Annotated in this window: 13 protein-coding genes; 7 read left to right on the top strand and 6 right to left on the bottom strand. The window is 68.1% G+C overall.

Annotated elements, in window-relative coordinates; translation table 11 throughout:
- Window positions 1-21 precede the first annotated feature (21 nt).
- Window positions 22-1,521: a DEAD/DEAH box helicase gene (locus AC4ELS_RS01010; RefSeq protein WP_064878169.1), complete on the bottom strand. Its 1,500-nt coding sequence runs from the start codon at window positions 1,519-1,521 to the stop codon at window positions 22-24.
- 299 nt (window positions 1,522-1,820) lie between these two features.
- Here AC4ELS_RS01010 and AC4ELS_RS01015 point away from each other — a divergent pair, with 299 nt between their 5' ends.
- Entirely contained in the window at window positions 1,821-2,519 is a 699-nt protein-coding gene (locus AC4ELS_RS01015) for a ferritin-like fold-containing protein (RefSeq protein WP_499045322.1), read from the top strand.
- A gap of 39 nt (window positions 2,520-2,558) precedes the next feature.
- On the opposite strand, the gene AC4ELS_RS01020 is transcribed toward AC4ELS_RS01015, so the two are convergent.
- A complete protein-coding gene (locus AC4ELS_RS01020; RefSeq protein WP_064878173.1) occupies window positions 2,559-3,335 on the bottom strand; it encodes an MmpS family transport accessory protein in 777 nt (258 codons plus the stop codon).
- 231 nt (window positions 3,336-3,566) lie between these two features.
- Here AC4ELS_RS01020 and AC4ELS_RS01025 point away from each other — a divergent pair, with 231 nt between their 5' ends.
- Entirely contained in the window at window positions 3,567-3,806 is a 240-nt protein-coding gene (locus AC4ELS_RS01025; RefSeq protein WP_064878179.1) for a DUF3107 domain-containing protein, read from the top strand.
- A gap of 3 nt (window positions 3,807-3,809) precedes the next feature.
- On the opposite strand, the gene fasR is transcribed toward AC4ELS_RS01025, so the two are convergent.
- On the bottom strand, window positions 3,810-4,466 hold the full coding sequence (gene fasR / locus AC4ELS_RS01030) for an HTH-type transcriptional activator FasR (protein WP_055119841.1): 657 nt from the start codon (window positions 4,464-4,466) through the stop codon (window positions 3,810-3,812).
- Between the two features lie 199 nt (window positions 4,467-4,665).
- Between fasR and AC4ELS_RS01035 the strand changes: the two genes are divergently transcribed.
- The 3 genes from AC4ELS_RS01035 (at window position 4,666) to AC4ELS_RS01045 (ending at window position 7,960) form a co-directional block, all read left to right on the top strand.
- Entirely contained in the window at window positions 4,666-5,703 is a 1,038-nt protein-coding gene (locus AC4ELS_RS01035) for a DUF3152 domain-containing protein (RefSeq protein WP_499045325.1), read from the top strand.
- Window positions 5,704-5,890: 187 nt separating this feature from the next.
- On the top strand, window positions 5,891-7,069 hold the full coding sequence (moeZ, locus tag AC4ELS_RS01040) for an adenylyltransferase/sulfurtransferase MoeZ (protein ID WP_088304606.1): 1,179 nt from the start codon (window positions 5,891-5,893) through the stop codon (window positions 7,067-7,069).
- 36 nt (window positions 7,070-7,105) lie between these two features.
- Window positions 7,106-7,960: a TIGR02569 family protein gene (locus AC4ELS_RS01045; protein WP_055112101.1), complete on the top strand. Its 855-nt coding sequence runs from the start codon at window positions 7,106-7,108 to the stop codon at window positions 7,958-7,960.
- A 76-nt stretch (window positions 7,961-8,036) separates the two neighbouring features.
- On the opposite strand, the gene AC4ELS_RS01050 is transcribed toward AC4ELS_RS01045, so the two are convergent.
- Window positions 8,037-8,333: an MGMT family protein gene (locus AC4ELS_RS01050; protein ID WP_064959500.1), complete on the bottom strand. Its 297-nt coding sequence runs from the start codon at window positions 8,331-8,333 to the stop codon at window positions 8,037-8,039.
- Between the two features lies 1 nt (window position 8,334).
- Entirely contained in the window at window positions 8,335-9,108 is a 774-nt protein-coding gene (locus tag AC4ELS_RS01055; RefSeq protein WP_499045328.1) for an alpha/beta fold hydrolase, read from the bottom strand.
- Between the two features lie 132 nt (window positions 9,109-9,240).
- On the opposite strand from AC4ELS_RS01055, the gene AC4ELS_RS01060 reads away from it, so the two are divergent.
- A complete protein-coding gene (locus AC4ELS_RS01060; RefSeq protein WP_499045331.1) occupies window positions 9,241-12,396 on the top strand; it encodes an ATP-dependent helicase in 3,156 nt (1,051 codons plus the stop codon).
- Window positions 12,393-15,719 (top strand): ATP-dependent helicase, encoded by a 3,327-nt coding sequence (locus AC4ELS_RS01065; RefSeq protein WP_499045333.1) that lies wholly within the window; start codon window positions 12,393-12,395, stop codon window positions 15,717-15,719. Before AC4ELS_RS01060 ends, AC4ELS_RS01065 begins: the two co-directional genes overlap by 4 nt.
- An 11-nt stretch (window positions 15,720-15,730) precedes the next feature.
- Here AC4ELS_RS01065 and AC4ELS_RS01070 read toward each other — a convergent pair whose 3' ends face one another.
- Window positions 15,731-16,444, bottom strand: coding sequence for a VIT1/CCC1 transporter family protein (locus AC4ELS_RS01070; RefSeq protein ID WP_064959656.1), 714 nt, complete (start codon window positions 16,442-16,444; stop codon window positions 15,731-15,733).
- Window positions 16,445-16,512 lie beyond the last annotated feature (68 nt).

Genomic DNA, 16,512 nt, shown 5'->3' on the forward strand with positions numbered 1-16,512 from the left:
GTCTTGTCTGGCGTGCGCCGGTCAGCCGGCCGTGGCGGTCTCGGTCTTGCGGGGGCGGCGCCTGCGTCGACGTCGTCCGGCGGACGACGCGTCGCCGGTGGTGTCCTCCGACTCGGTGACCGGTGCGGAATCGGTGCCCTCGGCTGCCGGGGTGGCGCCTTCGGGATGCCCGGTGGCCGACTCGCCGCCGCGGGTGCGCCGACGGGTGCGGGTCCGGGTTTTGGCCGGCCGGCCCTCGGAGTCGGCCGAGGAGATGCGCTTCTCGTCGGGGCTGCGCTTGGCCTTGGCCTTGGGGGGCTCGCCGATGGTGCCCGTGGCGTCGGTCGGGATGCCCAGCTCCTCGTAGATATGCGGCGAGCTGGAATAGGTTTCTGCCGGATCGGGGCAGTTCAGGCCCAGCGCCTTGTCGATCATTTCCCACCGGCCCAGTTCGTCCCAGTCGACCAGGGTGATGGCGACACCGGTCTTGCCGGCACGGCCGGTGCGTCCGATGCGGTGCACGTAGGCCTGCTCGTCCTCGGGGCACTGGTAGTTGATGACGTGCGTGACGTCGTCGATGTCGATGCCGCGAGCGGCGACATCCGTCGCGACCAGCACGTCCACGGCGCCGGTGCGGAACGACTTCAGTGCCTTCTCGCGGGCGCCCTGGCCGAGGTCACCGTGCACGGCGTCGACCTTGAACCCACGCTCGGCGAGCTCGTCGGACACCTTCTGCGCGGTGCGCTTGGTGCGGGTGAAGATCATCGTGGCGCCACGGCCCTCGGCCTGCAGGATCCGGCTCACCAGCTCCGACTTGTCCAGAGCGTGGGCCCGGTAGGCGAACTGCTCGGTGGTGTCGTGGGTGGCCGCCGAGTGCGGGGCCTCGGCCCGGATGTGGGTCGGCTGGTTCATGAACGTGCGGGCCAGCGTGATGATCGGGTCGGGCATGGTCGCCGAGAACAGCATCGACTGGCGATCGTCCGGGGTCAGCCGCAGGATGCGCTCGATGTCGGGCAGGAAGCCCAGGTCCAGCATCTCGTCGGCCTCGTCGAGCACCAGCACGGACAGTCCGCCCAGCTGAAGGTGCCCCTGCTGGGCCAGGTCGAGCAGGCGGCCCGGGGTGCCGACGACGACGTCGACGCCCTTGCGCAGCGCTTCGATCTGGGGCTCGTACGGGCGTCCGCCGTAGATCGAGGTCACCGAGAACTTGCGGTCGCCCGTGGTCAAATATTTGGCTGCTCCGGAGAGGTCTCCATAGACCTGGATGCAGAGCTCGCGGGTGGGCACCACGATCAGGGCGCGGGGGGTGCCGTTGAGCGGGCGGGTCTCGTCGGTGGAGATGCGATGCAGCAGGGGGACACCGAAGGCGTAGGTCTTGCCCATGCCGGTGCGGGCCTGACCGATCAGGTCGTCGCCGGCCAGCGCCAGCGGGAGGGTCAGTTCTTGAATGGCAAAGGGGTGTTCGATACCGGTTTCGCTGAGTGCACGGACGATTTCGTCGCGAACGCCGAGCTCGGCAAACGTTTTATTTACATGAGTCATGGTTGGAAGAGGTGGCCTTTCACTGTCAAACCTCACGGGCATCCAGCGCACACGGAGTTTTGACGATGAAACAACGGTCGGGTTCACCCGGATACGGGTCGTATCCATCGGCGCTGCCGATCCGCTGGGCCCAGCTCCACAGGGCGGGCCAACTGCGTGCACGCACATTTCCTGGTAGCGGTTCGGGCGCTGAAACAGTCGGCTCGAAGCCGTTACCGTCTGCCATTGTAGCTGGTCGCGGGATATCGACCGATTTGCCAGCCGATCCCGGTCTCCCGACGGCGTCTAGAGTTGGCTTCATGAATTCGCCTCAGCCTGCCGCGGAACGGATCGCAGAACCGGTCGATTCGGGCGTGACGGCGGATCATCCCGGGGTCAACGAGTTGTTCGCGGTGCTGGCCTATGGTGAGGTCGCGGCGTTCTACCGGCTCACCGAAGAGGCACGTATGGCGCCGAACCTGCGCGGCCGGATCAACATGGCGAGCATGGCCGCTGCGGAGATGGGTCACTACGAGTTGCTTCGGGATGCGTTGGAGCACAGGGGAGTTGACGTCGTTTCAGCGATGACGAAATACGCCTCGGTGTTGGAGAACTACCACCGGATGACCACACCCAGCACCTGGCTGGAGGCGTTGGTCAAGACCTACATCGGTGATGCGCTGGCCGCGGATTTCTACCTGGAGATCGCTGACGCGTTGCCCGAACAGGTGTCCAAAGTGGTGCGCGCGGTGCTGTCCGAAACCGGGCATTCGCAGTTCGTGGTCGCCGAGGTGCGCGCGGCGGTGACTGCCAGCGATCGCCAGCGGCACCGACTGGCGCTGTGGGCGCGTCGACTGCTCGGCGAGGCCGTCACTCAGGCGCAGTTCGTGCTGGCCGATCACGACGAACTGGTCGACCTGGTGATGTCCAGCGGCGAGGGTCTGACCCAGCTGGCCGAGTTCTTCGGCAGGCTGCAGAACACCCACCAGTCCCGGATGCAGGAACTGGGCCTGGCGTAGACATCCGCCAGACCCAGTCGCCGCTGAGAGGTTCTGTCTCTACTGCGTGCAGGTGGTGATCATCGTGTTGTTGTTCTGCGCCATGATCACGGCGCCCGCCGCGTCGGTGATCGAGCAGTTGAGCTGACCCGCGACGCTGGTCGCGGTCACCGACTTGAGCGTGACGCCGGGGTTGAGCACCACGGTCTTGGCCCACGGCAGGGCAACGTTGATGTCGGTCTGCAAGGCGCCCTGCGCGTCGGTGTAGACGATGGTCACCAGGTCGATGAGCTGCCGGTTGCCGGTCACCCGGTAGGTGATGGTGTTCGGACTCACCGCGGCTGCGGGTGGGGCCGCCTCAGCCGGCGGGGCGACGGGCGCAGGCGCCGCGGTGGCGCTGGGCGACGGTGTCACCGTGGTCACGGTTTCGGGGGAGAGCGGCGCCGTCGGTGCTGCGCGCGGCGGGACCGGCTTGGAAGTGGCGTCCTGGGCCGGTTGGGTGGTCTGTGTCGGCTGGGCCGCCGGCGAGGTCAGGGTGGCGGACACCGAACCGCTGTCACCGCCGCCCAGGATCACCACGGTGCAGATCACAGCGACCAGCAGGACTGCGCCGGCCACGACGGCCACCCAGATCCAGCGCCGGTCGATGGGCTCCTCGTAGAACGTGACCTCGTCGTCGTAGTCCGCGTCGTAGTTGTCGTAATCGACCGGGTAGTCCGACTCTGGGTTGTGGTTGTAGCCGTCGGAGGTGCGGCCGGAGTACCCGCCTGGCTCGTACGGGTGATCCCCGAAGCGCTCGGTGGCGGTGGTGTCATACGGCGAATAATGCCTGGTCATGCGGCTGTCCCAGTCGTCTCGTCCAATATCGAAACTGATGCTATCGAGACGAAAGTGACAGATGAGGTTGAGCTCGGTGCGTGTCGGTCACGGTCCGGACTCGGTTCGGTATCTGTGTTTCGCGCACGGCGTACCTCCGGCCGGGCCCCGCTCGCGGCAGACGGGTCCGCCCGTCCACTAGCCTGCTCAGGGAAGTCGACAAACGTTGTGAGAAAGAAAGAAGGGTCCAGCGTGGAGGTCAAGATCGGTGTCACGGACAGCCCGCGCGAGCTCACCTTCAACAGCGCGCAGACACCCACTGAGGTGGAGCAGCAGGTCACCGACGCACTCGCCACGGATTCGGGTGTGCTGGCGTTGACCGATGAGAAGGGACGGCGATTCCTGGTGCAGAACAGCCGGATCGCCTATGTGGAGATCGGCGCCGCCGACGTGCGTCGGGTCGGTTTCGGCGTGGGGGCGGAATCCGCCTGAGTTCTACGACCGCGTGAGTGGCACGTGTGACAGTCCGCCCCAGGCGAACTGCACCGTGCCGTCCACGGCGGTATTCCGGTCGATCGGCCGTTCATTGGTCAGCCAGTACCGCGCCGAGTCGACGCTGATGGCGACCAGTCCGACCGCGATCATCCTGGCGCGGTGTGCCTCCAGGCCCGAATCGCGGCTGATCAGATCGAACACCGCATCGGTGCAGGCTTCGGTCGCCACCTTCACCTGAGCCGCCACCTGCGGCTCGCTGACGTAGTCATTCTCGAAAATCAGCCGGTACCCCTGGCTGTCGTGCTCGATGAAATCAAAGAACGCCTCGACCGCGGCGCGCAGCCGCTGCCGGTTGTCGGTCGTGGTGCGCAGGGCCTGGCGCACACCGGACACCAGGTTGTCGACATGGCGCTGCAGCACTGCCAGATACAGCTCGAGCTTCGACGAGAAGTGTTGATACAGAACGGGTTTGCTCACACCTGCGCGTTCGGCGATCTCGTCCATCCCCGCCGCGTGGTATCCGCGTTCCACGAACACCTCGCTGGCGGCTGCCAACAGCTGTCCGCGCCGCTCGTCACGAGGCAGGCGGTTGCCGCGTCGACCACCGGTCGCAGGCTTGTCGCCTCTCCTCTCGGCGGTGTTGGCGAGATCGCTCATCAGGTCCTCAATCTGTATTGCTCTGGCGCACTTGAACATGTTCATCCGAGCCGCTGATCGCACCGACACTACTACCGTGACGCGTCACTGCCGTCGCGCGGGCGACGCGAAACGGCATGGATTTCGAAATGACACCGGCGAGGTCACGGCATAGCTGCGCTCCGAACCGATCCACAGGACTCTGTGCCATTCTGGTCCGGTGACCTACGACCCGGGACGTCGCGGGGGTGGCCGTGTCCCGGCGCTGCGCAACGAGTGGCGGGAGCCGCTACGCGCTCAGCGAGATCCGATTGCCTCCGATTCAGGACGAGCCAGATCCAACCGCGACGACCATCAGCAATGGCGTAAGCAGACGTGGATCGGCCGTTTCGTGTCCACGTACGGCTGGCGCGCGTATGCGCTGCCGGTCCTCATCGTGCTGACCGTGGTGGTCATGTACCAGACGATCACCGGTACCAGCGCGCCGCACTCCGCGCAGGAAGAGGAGGGTCCGGTTCAGGGCCCACCCACGATCGACGTGGCCAGCACCTCGATCATCGGCGCGCCGCCCAAGGGTCTGACCCAGTTCGACGCGAACCTGCCCACCGGGATCCTGCCCGCCGGCGGCCAGTTCACCGAGGCCGGCGCCCGGACCTGGCGGATCGTGCCGGGCACCACCCCGAAGATCGGCCAGGGCACCACGAAGTCGTTCACCTACAGCGTCGAGGTCGAGGACGGGGTGGACACCACCTCCTTCGGAGGCGACGACGGTTTTGCCCGGATGGTCAGCGAGACCCTGGCCAATCCGAAGAGCTGGACGCACAACGGTCTGTTCGCCTTCACCCGGGTCGACGAGACCAGCGGTGTCGAACCCGATTTCCGGGTGTCACTGACTTCTCCGATGACGGTGCGGGAGGGCTGTGGCTACGACATCGAGCTGGAATCGTCCTGCTACAACCCGTCGTACGACGGGCATCAGCCCCGTGTCTTCGTCAACGAGGCCCGTTGGGTGCGCGGTGCGGTGCCGTTCCAAGGGGACATCGGGTCCTACCGCCAGTACCTGATCAACCATGAGGTTGGTCACGCCATCGGCTACCAGCGGCATGAGGCCTGTGAAGCCAACGGCAAGCTGGCGCCGATCATGATGCAGCAGACGTTCTCCACCTCGAACGACGATGCCGCGAAGTTCGACCCCGGAACCGTCACGGCCGATGGTCTGACCTGCAAGTTCAATCCCTGGCCGTACCCGATCGCCTGACCGCTGCCGCCGTGGTGGGTCTCGCCGCGCGGCACGCGCATCGACATCGGTGGCTGGACGCGCGGTGGGTGCGATCGCGGTGGGCGGGGCACGGGAAGCATCGGCACCGGATTACCGTTGTGGGTACGAGCAGCTGGGACGATGAACTGATCATCTGAAACTGAGGAGACATCCGGTGTCCGCGAATTTGGACGTGTCGTTACCGCCGTTGGTCGAGCCGGCCGCCGAGCTGACGCGGGAAGAAGTGACGCGCTACAGCCGGCACCTGATCATTCCGGATGTCGGCGTGATCGGGCAGAAGCGGCTGAAGAACGCCAAAGTGCTGGTGATCGGGGCCGGTGGGCTCGGTTCACCGACATTGCTGTACCTGGCCGCGGCCGGGGTCGGCACCATCGGCATCGTCGAGTTCGACGTGGTCGACGAGTCCAACCTGCAGCGGCAGATCATCCACGGTCAGTCCGACATCGGGCGGTCCAAAGCGCAGAGCGCCAGGGATTCGGTTCTGGAGATCAATCCGCTGGTGACGGTGAATCTGCACGAGTTCCGGTTGGAACCCGACAATGCGGTGGAGCTGTTCAGCCAGTACGACCTGATCCTCGACGGCACCGACAACTTCGCCACCCGCTACCTGGTCAACGATGCCGCGGTGCTGGCAGGCAAGCCCTATGTGTGGGGTTCGATCTACCGCTTCGAGGGCCAGGTGTCGGTGTTCTGGGAGGACGCTCCCGACGGTCTGGGTCTGAACTACCGCGACCTCTATCCCGAGCCGCCGCCACCGGGCATGGTGCCTTCGTGCGCCGAAGGCGGCGTGCTGGGCATCCTGTGCGCCTCGATCGCGTCGGTGATGGGGACCGAGGCAATCAAGCTCATCACCGGTATCGGCGAGCCACTGCTGGGCCGGCTGATGGTCTATGACGCGCTGGACATGACCTACCGCACCATCCGGATCCGCAAGGATCCGGCGACTCCCAAGATCACCGAGTTGATCGATTACGAGGCCTTCTGCGGCGTGGTCTCGGATGCCGCCGCGGAGGCCGCTGCCGGGTCGACGGTCACCCCGCTGGAGCTCAAGGAGCTCATCGACTCCGGGAAACCGTTGGCGCTGATCGATGTCCGCGAGCCTGTCGAGTGGGATATCAATCACATCGAGGGTGCCGAGCTCATCCCGAAGCCGACGTTCGAGTCGGGTGACGCACTGGCCAAGCTCCCGGTGGACCGGACACCGGTGCTGTACTGCAAGACCGGGATCCGTTCGGCTGAGGTGCTCGCCATCGTCAAGAAGGCCGGTTTCTCCGACGCGGTGCATCTGCAGGGCGGAATTGTGGCCTGGGCCAAGCAACTCGAGCCCGACATGGTGATGTACTGACCGCTGGTTTGCCGGTCAACACCTTAGGCTGAGGTTGTGAGTGTGGAACGGCCGCCGGAACATGTGCTGGCGGCGTTCGGCCTGTCCGGGGTGCGCCCGGTACCGCTCGGCTCAGGCTGGGAGGGTGGCTGGCGCTGCGGCGAGGTAGTGATGTCGATGGTGCCCGAGCACGCCCGTGCGGCGTGGTCGGCCAAGGTTCGGGAATCGCTGTTCATCGACGGCGTGCGGCTGGCCCGCCCGGTCCGCTCGACGGACGGCCGGTACGTGGTCGCCGGCTGGCGTGCCGACACCTTCGTCGCCGGGACTCCCGAGCCCCGTCACGACGAGGTGGTGTCGGCCGCAGTGCGATTGCACGAGGCGACCGCGAAACTGGAGCGGCCCCGCTTCCTCACCCAGCCGCCCGTCGCGCCATGGGCCGACGTCGACGTGTTCATCGCCGCCGACCGGGCGGCCTGGGAGGACCGGCCGCTGCATTCGTTGCCGCCCGGCGCGAGGGTCTCGCCCGGTTCGTCGGACGGTCAACGCTCGGTCGAACTGATCAATCAGTTGGCCGGGTTGCGCAGGCCAACCAAGAGCTCCAGTCAACTGGTCCACGGTGACCTTTACGGCACAGTGCTTTTCGCCGGGACGGCGGCGCCCGGAATCACCGACATCACCCCGTACTGGCGCCCTGCCCCGTGGGCTGCGGGTGTCGTGGTGATCGACGCACTGTCCTGGGGCGACGCCGACGACGGGCTGGTCGAGCGCTGGCAATCGCTGCCCGAATGGCCGCAGATGTTGTTGCGGGCATTGATGTTCCGCCTCGCCGTTCACGCGCTGCACCCGCGGTCCACCGCCGCGGCTTTCCCGGGCCTGGCCCGCACTGCCTCGCTGGTCCGGCTGATCCTGTAGCTCACCTTTTCCTCGCGAGCAGACGCAAACTCGCACACATCAGGTGTCGCCGATGCGAGTTGGCGTCTGCTCGCGGTCAGAACTGGTGGCGGTACTCGGCCAGACGGACCCGCCCGTCGACGGCCAGCACTCCTTCGGCGCGCAGCCGTTCCAGCTGCCGGGTGGCCAGGTGCGGGGCTGGTCGCCCCGACGCCGGGATCACCCGGTGCCACGGCAGGTCCGAGGAGTCGGTCCGCATGATCCAACCGACGATCCGGGGGCTGGAAAGCTCTGCGGCATCGGCAATGTCGCCGTACGTGCACACGCGGCCCGACGGGATCGCGGCGACCAGTGCGCGCACGGTTTCCACCTGTTCCTCGGTGACGGCAGACATGTCAGCCCAGTTGCTCGAGGATCAGCTTCGCGGTCTCGGCGGGCTTGGCCTGGGCCACCATGTGATCGCAGTCCCAATCCAGCAGCGTGAAATCCGGGCCCAGTTGTCCGCTGAGCGCGGTGATGAGACCGTCTCGCGCATAGGGCGGGCTGGTGCGGGTGGCGCGGACCAGCACCGTGGGTGTGCCCTTGCGCGGCAGCGCAACCGGGCGGGCCAGCTCGCTCCAATACGACATCATCGCCGGGATGCTGATCCGCCACCCGTAGCGGCCGCCGGGTAGTTCGACGAGGTGCTCGTCGAGGTCACGGTCCAACTCCTCCGGTGCTACCTCGCCCCACGAACCGTTGGCCTTTTCCGCGCGCGCCTCGGCGCGGTCGGGATAGTCGGGCGAGGCCAACATGGAATCGGCGATGTCACGCATCCACCCGCCGTCGAGTTCGACCGCGGGATCCAACAGCACCAGCCCGCTGACCAGATCAGGATGTGCGGCAGCCAGATTGAGGGCCACCGCACCGCCGAACGAATGCCCGGCCACCAGCGTCGGGCCGTCCAACAGCGACGCCAGCGCCTCGACATTGGCGTCGAGCGTCCACGGCGCGGCCCACGATGAGCGCCCATGCCCGAGCAGATCCGGTGCCAGCACGGCCACCTCGGGTAGGTGCTGTTCGGCCAATGTCTTCCAGCGTTCGCCGTGCCCGGTCAAACCGTGGACGAGCAACAGGCGGGCCGGGTCGGCGGGACCGTAACGGTGGACGTGCAACTTCTCGGCTGACATTCGTTCATGCTGCCAGGAGTCGCCGCTCCGCTACTTGTCGGGCTGTTCGCTCCAATCCGCTCCGCTACTTGTCGGGTCTTTCGCTCCAATCCGCTCCGCTACTTGTCGGTCCCGTCTGGTGTCATCTCCTCCATGACCACACACCACATCGAACCGGCACTGACCGGCACCGAGCTGCTGGTACCAGGGCGCGGCGGTGTGGTGCGGGTGTTGGGCGGGCCGGGCACCGGCAAGAGCTCGCTGTTGATCCACACGGCGGTCGAGCACATCGCGGCGGGCACCGATCCCGAGTCGGTGCTGTTGCTGACCGGGTCGGCCCGGTTGCGGGGCGAGGCCAGGGCCGCCATCACCGCCCGCCTGCTCGGGGCGGGCACGCACGGCGTCGTGCGGGAACCGATGGTGCGCACCGTGCATTCGTATGCGTTCGCGCTGCTGCGGCTCGCGGCTCAGCGCAATGGCGATCCGCCGCCGCGGCTGATCACCACCGCCGAACAGGACGGCATCATCCGGGAACTGCTGGCCGGAGATATCGAGGATGGCGCGGATTCCCTTGTGGGCTGGCCGGAGCAGCTCTGGCCCGCACTGAGTACCGCAGGCTTTGCCACCGAGCTGCGTGACCTGATGGCCCGCTGCACCGAGCGCGGCGTGGATCCGCGCGCCCTGCAGCGGCTGGGCCGTTCGGCGGGGCGCCCGGAATGGTTGGCGGCGGGCCGGTTTGCCCAGGCCTACGAGCAGATCATGTTGTTGCGGTCGGCCGTCGGGATGGCCGCGCCGCAGGCCACCGTCCCCGCGCTGGGGGCGGCCGAACTGGTCGGAGCGGCGCTGGAGGCGCTCGGGACCGACGCGGATCTGCTGGCCGCCGAGCGGGCGCGGATCAGCCTGCTGCTGGTCGACGACGCCCAACACCTCGACCCGCAGGCCGCGTTGTTGGTGCGGGTGCTGGCCGCCGGGGCGGGTTTGACCGTCATCGCGGGCGACCCGGGCCAGACGGTGTTCTCCTATCGCGGCGCCGATCCGGTGTTGTTGGGCGATCACGGCGGGGAGGATGCCCCGGCGATCGTCCTCACCCAGTCGCGCCGCTGCGCCCCCGCGGTCGCTGCGGCGATCTCGGGTATCGCCCGCCGGTTGCCCGGGGTGGGGGCCGGGCGTGCGATGGAAGGCAACCCGGAGCATGGACAGGGTGAGGTGACGCTGCGGTTGGCGGCTACGCCGCACGCCGAGAACGCCTACATCGCCGACGCACTGCGCCGTGCTCATCTGGTCGACGGGGTGCCCTGGTCCGAGATGGCGGTGGTGGTGCGTTCGGTTCCGCGGGTGGGCGCGGCACTGGCGCGGGCATTGAGCGGGGCCGGGGTGCCGGTGCACGCCACGGGTGCCGATCTGGGGCTGGCCCAACAGCCTGCGGTCGCGGCCTTGCTGACGGTGTTGGAGGTGACGGCGGCCGGGAGACTCGATGGCGACAGCGCGATCAACCTGCTCACCGGTCCGATCGGACGCGTCGACCCGGTGACGCTGCGGCAGTTGCGGCGGGCGCTGCGGCGTGCCGATGGGTCCACGCCACCAAGGGATTTCACCGATCTGCTCGTTGCCGCGATCGACGCGGAGCCGGTTGGGTTGTCGGCCGAACACGCCAAGCCGCTGCGCCGGCTGCGGTCGGTGCTGGCCGCCGCCCGTCGCAGCCACCGGGACGGCGCAGATCCGCGTCACACCCTGTGGCAGGCCTGGAACGCCTGCCGGTTGCAGCCGCGCTGGTTGTCCGCCAGTGAGCGGGGCGGCACCATCGGCGCCCAGGCCGACCGTGACCTGGACGCGGTGACCACGCTGTTCGATGTGGCCGATCAGTATGTGAGCCGCACGGCGGGGGCATCACTGCGTGGGCTGGTGGACCACGTGGCGACCTTGGGTTCGTCGATGTCGGCCTCGGATTCGAACGCAAGGCCTGACGCGGTCTCGGTGCTCAGCGTGCATGCCGCGCTCGGCCGTGAATGGGACTTCGTCGTGATCGCCGGAGTGCAGGAAGGACTGTGGCCCAATACCATTCCGCGGGGCGGGATCCTGGGTACGCAAAATCTCGTGGATGTGCTCGACGGGGTAGCCGCGCCCGATGACCGCGCGGTGTCGACGCGCGCGCCCTTGCTCGCCGAGGAACGGCGGCTGTTGATGGCAGCGATGGGGCGGGCCCGGACCCGGCTGCTGGTGACCGCGGTCGACAGCGATGGCGGGGACGAATCGCTGTTGCCGTCCCTGTTCTGTGCCGAACTGGCCGAGGTGGCAACGGAATCCGTGCCGCTTCCGCCATTGGCGGCACCGCGGGTGCTGCTGCCGTCGGCGGTGGTCGGCCGACTGCGGGCTGTCGTGTGCGCGCCGGAGGGTGCTGTCGACGACGAGTCCAGGACCTGCGCGGCAACCCAATTGGCCAGGCTGGCCGCAGCCGGGGTGCCGGGGGCGGATCCTTCGCAATGGCACACCATGACGGCGTTGTCCACCGAGGAGCCGCTGTGGTCTGAAACCGATGGCGTGGCACCTGAGGTTGTGTTGTCCCCGTCCACGCTGCAGATGCTCACCGACTGCCCGCTGCGCTGGCTGCTGGAGCGCCACGGCGGCAGTGACGGGCGCGACGTGCGTTCGACGGTCGGGTCGTTGCTGCACGCGCTGGTCGCCGACTCCGGAAAGACCGAGAGTCAGCTGGTCAACGATCTGGAAAAGGTTTGGGAAGACCTGCCTTTCGAGGCGAGGTGGTACTCGGACAACGAGTTGTCCCGTCACCGGGAGATGCTGGAAACGTTCACCAGGTGGCGCGCGGACTCCCGGACACAGTTGACCGAGGTTGCCACCGAGATCGATGTCGAGGGCGTGCTCGTCGAGCCGGGTCCCGACGGGCCGGGCGTTCGGGTGCGGGGCCGGCTGGATCGGCTGGAGCGGGATCAGGCGGATCGGCTCGTCGTGGTCGACCTCAAGACCGGTAAGAGCCCGGTCACCAAGGACGATGCGCAGAAGCACGCTCAGCTGGCCACGTATCAGCTGGCGGTCGCCGCGGGATTACTGCCGCAGGGGGATCAGCCGGGCGGGGGCCGGTTGGTATACCTGGGCAAGGCGGGCACGGCGGGCGCCACCGAACGCGAACAGGATCCGATGACACCAGACACTCGCGCCGATTGGTTGGCCACGGTCAGCAGTGCAGCGGCGGCCACCGCCGGGCCGCAGTTCGTGGCCCGCGTCAACGACGGTTGCGCGAACTGCCCGGTGCGTTCGTCGTGCCCGGCCCAGGCTGCGGGGGACCGGTCATGACGGAATCCACGCCGGCCGGGGTGCGGTACAGCCCGACCGAATTGTCCTCCGCGCTGGGACTGTTCCCGCCGACCGAGGAGCAGGCCGCGGTGATCGCCGCACCGCCGGGGCCGTTGGTGGTCATCGCGGGCGCGGGCGCCGGTAAGACCGAGACCATGGCGGCCCGGGTCGTGTGGTTGGTGGCCAATGGCTATGCCACCCCCTCACAGGTACTGGGCCTGACCTTCACCCGCAAGGCCGCGGGCCAGTTGTTGCGCCGGGTACGGACCCGGCTGGCCCGCCTTGCCGGTGCCGGTCTGGCACCGGTGTCCGGTGGCGCCGACGAAATCGCCACGGTCAGTACCTATCACGCGTTCGCCGGCACCCTGCTGCGCGAGCACGGGCTGCTGCTCCCGGTCGAGCCGGACACCCGGCTGCTCAGCGAGACGGAGCTGTGGCAGCTGGCCTTCGACGTGGTGTGTGCGCACCCGGAGGAGTTGGCCGTCGAGAAGACGCCGGCCGCTGTCACCGGCATGGTGCTGCGTCTGGCCGGCGCGCTGGCCGAACACCTGGTGGACACCGATCAACTGCGTGACACGCACGTGGAACTGGAGCGGTTGGTGCACACCCTGCCTGCCGGGCCCTATCAGCGTGACCGTGGGCCCAGCCAGTGGCTGCTCAAGATGCTGGCCACCCAGACCGAACGCACCGAGCTGGTGCCGTTGATCGACGCGCTGCATCAGCGGATGCGCGCCGACAAGGTGATGGATTTCGGTATGCAGATGTCCGCGGCGGCGCGGCTGGCCGCGAATTTCCCGCAGGTCGGTGAGCAACTGCGGCAGCGTTTCCGGGTGGTGCTGCTCGACGAGTACCAGGACACCGGGCACGCGCAGCGGGTGGCGCTGTCCTCGCTGTTCGGCGGCGGCGTCGACGAAGGCCTGGCACTGACCGCGGTGGGAGACCCGATCCAGTCGATCTATGGCTGGCGGGGTGCGTCGGCGACCAACCTGCCCCGGTTCACCACAGACTTTCCGCTGACCGACGGGAGGCCCGCGCCGACGCTGGAACTGCGCACCAGTTGGCGCAATCCGCCGAGTGCCCTGCATCTGGCCAACGCGGTATCGGACGAAGCCCGGCGTCGTTCGGTGACGGTGCACGAACTGCGGCCCAGGCCCGATGCCGAGCCGGGCACCATCCGGTGTGCGCTGCTCAACGATGTCGAGACCGAACGTGATTGGGTCGCAGACCATCTGGCCCGGATCTACCACGGGGCAGTGGCACAGGGGACGGCCACGCCGACCGCAGCGGTGCTGGTGCGGCGTAACGCCGACGCCGCGCCGATGGCCGAGGCGCTCAGCGCGCGCGGGGTGCCGGCCGAGGTGGTCGGGGTGGCCGGACTGTTGGCGGTACCCGAGGTGGCCGACCTGGTCGCGATGCTGCGGCTGGTGGCCGACCCCGCCGCGGGGTCGGCGGTGATGCGGGTGCTGACGGGGCCGCGGTGGCGGTTCGGCGCCCGCGACATCGCCGCGCTGTGGCGCCGGGCCAGGGAACTCGACGATCGACCGGTGGGGGAGCCCAGCGCCGCGGAGATCGTCGCTCAGGCCGCTCCCGATGCGGATTCAGCCTGCCTGGCCGACGCGCTCTGCGATCCCGGTGCTGCCGAACACTATTCGCCTGCGGGCTATCAGCGGATCGAGGCGCTGGGGCGTGAGCTGACCATGTTGCGGGCGCATCTGAGCCACCCGCTGCCCGAGTTGGTGGCCGAGGTGCGACGGGTCGCAGGGCTGGATGCCGAGGCTCGCGCGGCCCGCCCGGTGGCGGCGGGGTGGACCGGGACCGAGAACCTCGACACGTTCTGTGATCTGGTTGCCGATTTCGCCGGGCGGTCGGGTGGGTCGGTGCTCGCGCTGCTGGCCTACCTGGATGTGGCGACCGAGGTGGAGAACGGCCTGGCGCCCGCCGAATTGACGGTGTCGCACGACCGGGTGCAGATCCTGACCGTGCACGCCGCCAAGGGGTTGGAATGGCAGGTGGTGGCGGTGCCACACTTGAGCGGCCGGGTGTTCCCGTCGACGGCATCGGCACGGACCTGGCTGACCGACTCGTCGGATCTGCCTCCACTGCTGCGTGGCGATCGTGCGACCGAGTCGGAGTTGGGTGTGCCCGTGCTCGACACCTCCGACATCAACGATCGGAAGATCCTGTCGGACAAGATCTCTGATCACAAGCGCAGCCTCGAACAGCGGCGCATCGACGAGGAGCGCCGGTTGCTCTATGTCGCGATCACCCGCTCGGAGGACACCCTGCTGATCTCCGGACATCACTGGGGTGCCACCGAGAGCAAGCCGCGTGGCCCCTCGGAGTTCCTGTGCGAGATCAAGACCATCGTCGAGGATGCCGCAGCGCAGGGGCAGCTGTGTGGCGAGATCGAACAGTGGGCTCCCGAGCCGTCGGCCGGTGAGGTCAACCCGTTGCGGGACAAGGCTGTCGAAGCGATCTGGCCGGCGGCCCCGGCCAGGGAGACCGACGTCGACCGGGGTGCGGCGCTCGTGGCGCAGGCGTTGGCCGACGGCAGCCGGACCGAAGCGGGCTCGGGGCAGGCTGCCGACACCCCCGACCACGTCGACGCCGATGCGGAGGGCTGGGCCGCCGACGTCGATGCACTTTTGGCCGAGCGGGATCGTGCGCCACAGGTCGCTCCGCTCGCGCTGCCCGGACAGGTGTCGGTCAGCACCTTGGTGGAGTTGAGCCGTGATCGGGACGCTGCGTTGCACCGTCTGCACCGGAGATTGCCGCAACGCCCGGATCCGCATGCGCTGCTGGGCACCGCGTTTCACGAGTGGGTGCAGCGGTTCTTCCATTCGGAGCGGCTGTTCGACCTCGACGACATCCCCGGTGCGGTGGACAGTGACAGCGGACGCGCGAGCGCCGCCGAACTGTCCGAGTTGCAGGATGCCTTCGTCATGTCCTCGTGGGCCGCACGCACCCCGATCGAGGTGGAGGTGCCCTTCGACATGGCGATCGGAACGACCCGGACGACCGTCGTGCGCGGCCGTATCGACGCGGTGTTCGCAGACGAGGACGGCACGACCACCGTGGTCGACTGGAAGACGGGCGAGCCGCCGGCCACGCCGGAAGCCATGGCGCAGGCCGCGATTCAGCTCGCGGTGTACCGCCTGGCCTGGGCGTCGCTGCGCGGGTGTGCACCGGAGTCGGTGCGGGCCGCATTCCACTATGTGCGCTCGGGGCGGACCGTCAGCCCCGAATCGCTGCCCGGGGAGGACGAACTCGTCGCGCTGCTGACCGACCCCGCGGCGTCGTCGAGCGGTGTGCGGGAGTTCTAGGCGTATACCGGTCAGGTGATGGTGGTGCCCACCAGAAGGCCGATCAGATAGGTGATCACGAGGGCCAGGCCGCCGCCGATCACGTTGCGCAGCACCGCGCGTCCCTTCGGCGCCCCACCCAGCCCGGCCGATACCGCCCCGGTGAGCATCAGCGCCAGCAGCACCGCCACCACGGTCACCGGGATACGCCAAGTTGTCGGCGGGACCAGGATCGCGATCAACGGCAGTAGCGCGCCGATGGTGAACGACAGCGCCGAGGATGCTGCAGCCTGCCAAGGATTGGTCAGCTCTTTGGGGTCGATCCCCAATTCGACCTCGGCGTGCGCGGCGAAGGCGTCGTGGTCGGTGAGTTCCTCGGCCACCGTGCGCGCAGTCGCGGTGGACAAGCCCTTGGCCTCGTAGAGCGCGCTCAACTCGTCCAATTCGGCGGCCGGGTCGTCACGCAGCTCGCGGCGTTCCTTACGCAGCAGGGCGCGCTCGGTGTCGCGTTGCGTGCTGACCGAGACGTACTCGCCCAACGCCATCGAGACTGCGCCGGCGGCCAGGCCTGCGATGCCGGCGGTCAGGATCGGCGCTTGCTCCACCGTCGCCGCGGCCACGCCCACCACGATGCCTGCGGTGGACACGATGCCGTCGTTGGCGCCCAAAACCCCGGCGCGCAGCCAGTTCAGCTTCGACGAGAGTGACCCGACGTGCGGCTCGGAGGGATGGCTGGGATTCGTCACGATCCCGACCATATCGATCGAAACCGCGCGCCACCAGCAACGATAGCCTTGCCAAACCTTGGCTCGGG

It is taken from the genome of Mycobacterium shunyiense (assembly GCF_058270035.1).

What these genes read in the sequence shown, in the direction of transcription:
- AC4ELS_RS01010 (WP_064878169.1), bottom strand. Translation starts at nt 1,521, where the DNA reads ATGACTCATGTAAATAAAACGTTTGCCGAGCTCGGCGTTCGCGACGAA.
- AC4ELS_RS01015 (WP_499045322.1), top strand. Translation starts at nt 1,821, where the DNA reads ATGAATTCGCCTCAGCCTGCCGCGGAACGGATCGCAGAACCGGTCGAT.
- AC4ELS_RS01020 (WP_064878173.1), bottom strand. Translation starts at nt 3,335, where the DNA reads ATGACCAGGCATTATTCGCCGTATGACACCACCGCCACCGAGCGCTTC.
- fasR (WP_055119841.1), bottom strand. Translation starts at nt 4,466, where the DNA reads ATGAGCGATCTCGCCAACACCGCCGAGAGGAGAGGCGACAAGCCTGCG.
- AC4ELS_RS01050 (WP_064959500.1), bottom strand. Translation starts at nt 8,333, where the DNA reads ATGTCTGCCGTCACCGAGGAACAGGTGGAAACCGTGCGCGCACTGGTC.
- AC4ELS_RS01055 (WP_499045328.1), bottom strand. Translation starts at nt 9,108, where the DNA reads ATGTCAGCCGAGAAGTTGCACGTCCACCGTTACGGTCCCGCCGACCCG.
- AC4ELS_RS01060 (WP_499045331.1), top strand. Translation starts at nt 9,241, where the DNA reads ATGACCACACACCACATCGAACCGGCACTGACCGGCACCGAGCTGCTG.
- AC4ELS_RS01065 (WP_499045333.1), top strand. Translation starts at nt 12,393, where the DNA reads ATGACGGAATCCACGCCGGCCGGGGTGCGGTACAGCCCGACCGAATTG.